The sequence below is a fragment of the Massilia sp. P2_C2 genome (genome assembly GCF_056404615.1).
Genome location: NZ_JBFUDR010000511.1, coordinates 1 through 2,636 on the forward strand (window position 1 = coordinate 1; position 2,636 = coordinate 2,636).

The 2,636-nt window shown below is 58.3% G+C and carries 4 protein-coding genes and 2 pseudogenes; 4 read left to right on the forward strand and 2 right to left on the reverse strand.

Features of this window, described 5'->3' with window-relative positions; translation table 11 throughout:
• The 4 genes and pseudogenes from AC1DYX_RS30180 to AC1DYX_RS30195 all read left to right on the forward strand — a co-directional run.
• Positions 1-344, forward strand: a 344-nt coding sequence (locus AC1DYX_RS30180; RefSeq protein WP_477265763.1) for a hypothetical protein, incomplete at its 5' end; no start/stop codon positions are given.
• Positions 345-548: 204 nt separating this feature from the next.
• Positions 549-731, forward strand: a complete 183-nt coding sequence (locus AC1DYX_RS30185) for an IS4/Tn5 family transposase DNA-binding protein (RefSeq protein WP_477265765.1) — start codon at positions 549-551, stop codon at positions 729-731.
• Positions 732-778: 47 nt separating this feature from the next.
• Positions 779-997: pseudogene (locus AC1DYX_RS30190) on the forward strand (transposase); the annotation flags it as partial.
• Positions 983-1,170, forward strand: a pseudogene (locus tag AC1DYX_RS30195) (IS3 family transposase); the annotation flags it as partial. The pseudogenes AC1DYX_RS30190 and AC1DYX_RS30195, both read left to right, overlap by 15 nt.
• Positions 1,171-1,314: 144 nt before the next feature.
• On the opposite strand, the gene AC1DYX_RS30200 reads toward AC1DYX_RS30195, so the two are convergent.
• A complete protein-coding gene (locus tag AC1DYX_RS30200) occupies positions 1,315-1,650 on the reverse strand; it encodes a hypothetical protein (protein ID WP_477265767.1) in 336 nt (111 codons plus the stop codon).
• Between the two features lie 58 nt (positions 1,651-1,708).
• A complete protein-coding gene (locus AC1DYX_RS30205) occupies positions 1,709-2,311 on the reverse strand; it encodes a ferritin-like domain-containing protein (RefSeq protein WP_477265769.1) in 603 nt (200 codons plus the stop codon).
• Positions 2,312-2,636 lie beyond the last annotated feature (325 nt).

A 2,636-nucleotide genomic window follows, 5' to 3' on the forward strand; every position in this document is an offset into this window, starting at 1 on the left:
GGAGAGCACATCGTCATACTGAGGCCATAGAAGTGCAGAGAAGGACAGATCAATTGTATGAGAAGATAAAAAAAGCTTGCGAGAACGACGAATTTAATAAAGTAGATATAACAAAAGCGCACGGACGTTTTACGGATAATCTCAAAGAATATCTTGCAGTTTGCTGTACTGCACGTCAAGAAGACCATTCTGATCCGCTTGTCGATACATTCTCGGCTCTGATTGGCGAAGCAGTTGTTGAAATAGTGCGGTCCATTTCCGGACAGAATGTTATTCCCTTGGGCGTATATATTCCTCTTCGCGGTTGGCTGGAGGCGGGCCCTCTGAAAATCCCGGCAGTTTAACTCATCTCGTTACTAACCTTCTAGCGAGTAAAGTCACGTTTTCTCCTATGAGAGACCATGGCTCTACTTTCTAGAAAGTTAGTACACACAACTCGTCTGCCCCCTTGGAATGTCACGTAAAAACCGTTTACTTTCTGTGACTTGTAACTTCGCCTTGTAAACCTTTCCATGATCGCGTTTACTCTTGCTTTTTAGGCGACGCACATGGGCAAGAGGCGGGCAGCACAGCGGTGGACGGACGAGGAGTTTGCCGAGCTGGATCTTGGTGACGCCCGCCTCAACAAGAGAACAAGGAAATTGATGGAAACTTTCACCGCGAAGCCGACGACCAGCATCCCCGACGCGTGCGACAGTTGGACTGAGACGCATGCAGCTTCCCGCTTCTGAACCGCCCCGGATTTGATGGAGGCTCCAACTCTTGAGAGAATGGAGCTATGAACAAGAAGCCAAGCAAATTTGCGCCGGAAGTCCGGGACGGCGCAGTCCGTCTGGTACGGGAGCAGCGCAACGAGCATCCGTCGGTGTGGGCGGCGGTCGAGTCAATTGCAGGGATGATCGGCTGCATCCCGCAAACACTGCATGAATGGGTCAAGCGTGACCAGGTTGACCAAGGTGAGCGCGCAGGAGTGACTACGTGTCAAACAGAATTGATTCATCGTCGCACCTGGAAAGTCGGGAATCTGTCGAGTTGGCAACCCTGGAATGGGTGTCTTGGTTCAATCACCATCGTCTGATGGAACCACTCGGCTATATCCCGCCAGCGGAAGCTGAGGCAAACTACTACCGGCAACTTGAAATCGCTGCCACTGAAACCGCTTTAACTTAAACCAACCAGCCTCCACGATTCCCGGGGCGGTTCAGTAGTTCGTTAATCCGCAGCGGACGGTGCATGTTGAGTCGACGGAAGGCAAGGGGCACCTATATTGCAATTATTTCGGCCGGACTGGAGCGACACGATAGTGACTCTGGCTCAGTCGTCCATATGCCGCACCCGGGCCAGAATGTTGGCCGTACCGGCCGCAGATGCTGTGCCGTTCTGCCCGGACAGACCAGCGCTGCCGCCCGTTCCGGATAATCGTGCGTCGGGCGCCGCGCTGCGTAATTCCCGCCTGCCGAAGTGCCCACTGGCATAGCCTTCCCACACGGGATACCAGGCGGCCAGGTTCACGCCGTCATCGACGTCTAATTCTTCACGCCGGCCGCAGACCCGGCAGGACCTGATATTGGATCCATCCGGCCGACTCCAGTCGTGCACGATGAACAGTGAACGTAAAAAAGTAAACAAAAGATATTTCCAGTGATGCATGGCAACTATCATCGTATCACTGTATTGACGAAATGTAACTACCTCCAGCGGCTTCCGTTCAGATTTCCGCCCCACGCATGCCACCCACCTCCGCAGGCGGTGTCGTGACGTCCGGCGTCGACGTGGGTACCGTCGTCGCGTCCGGCGGCAGCGCGGCCGATCCGCCCGGTGGCAGCATGCCGGGCACAGGCATCAGTCCGATGGCCTCGTGATACCAGCCGTGGATGAGCGCCAGGTGTCGCCGTTCGTCGTCGAGGGCCTGCGCGAAACTGGCGACAAGGTCGTCCTGCCCGGCGTCGCTGGCGAGCGCGACGCGCGTCTCCCAGCCAGCGCCGTCGGCCAATTCAGCCGTCAGCAGCGCGTGCAGCGACTGGCCCAGTCTCGTGCGCGGATCGTTCAGCACCTGCACGAGTCCCAGCGATTCGACGCCGGTGACGTCCGCGCTGGGCGTTTGCGACGTGGGGGCGCCGCCCAGCGTCTCGATCGCTTCCTTCAGCAGCAGGAAATGGCGCGCCTCGTCGCGGCGGATGTCTTCGCCGTGCGCGCGCGTCATGCCGGCCGCGCCGTCCGGCATGACGTCGCACTTCGCCAGCAGGGCATCATAAAGCCGCGTGCTCGTGCGCTCGAACGACAACCGCAAGCCCATTTTGTCGAGCAGCACCTGGGGTCGGTCGCCCTGGGGGCCACGCCGGCGGTGAGCTCGATCGCCAGCAGCCAGTTGACTATCGTGGCCTGGTGCTGCTCGACGCGCCGCACCTCGGCCAGCGGCCGGCGCAGCGCCAAGTTGCGGTGCGCTGCCGGTCGAGCGGCGTGCCCTTGGAATCGAAGACGGAAAATGCCATGGTCCACCTCCTGGTCACCGCACGATCGGCCTCGGCGCGCGGAGTTCCGGAGATGTCGCAGTGTGTGCAAGCGAGAAAATGTACTTCCAATTGTGACAACGCCCCACATGGATGAGCGTTGTATGGCAAACTGCGGGACCAATG

Coding starts and splice junctions, on each gene's coding strand:
- AC1DYX_RS30185 (WP_477265765.1), top strand. CDS start 549: ATGGGCAAGAGGCGGGCAGCACAGCGGTGGACGGACGAGGAGTTTGCC.
- AC1DYX_RS30200 (WP_477265767.1), bottom strand. CDS start 1,650: ATGCATCACTGGAAATATCTTTTGTTTACTTTTTTACGTTCACTGTTC.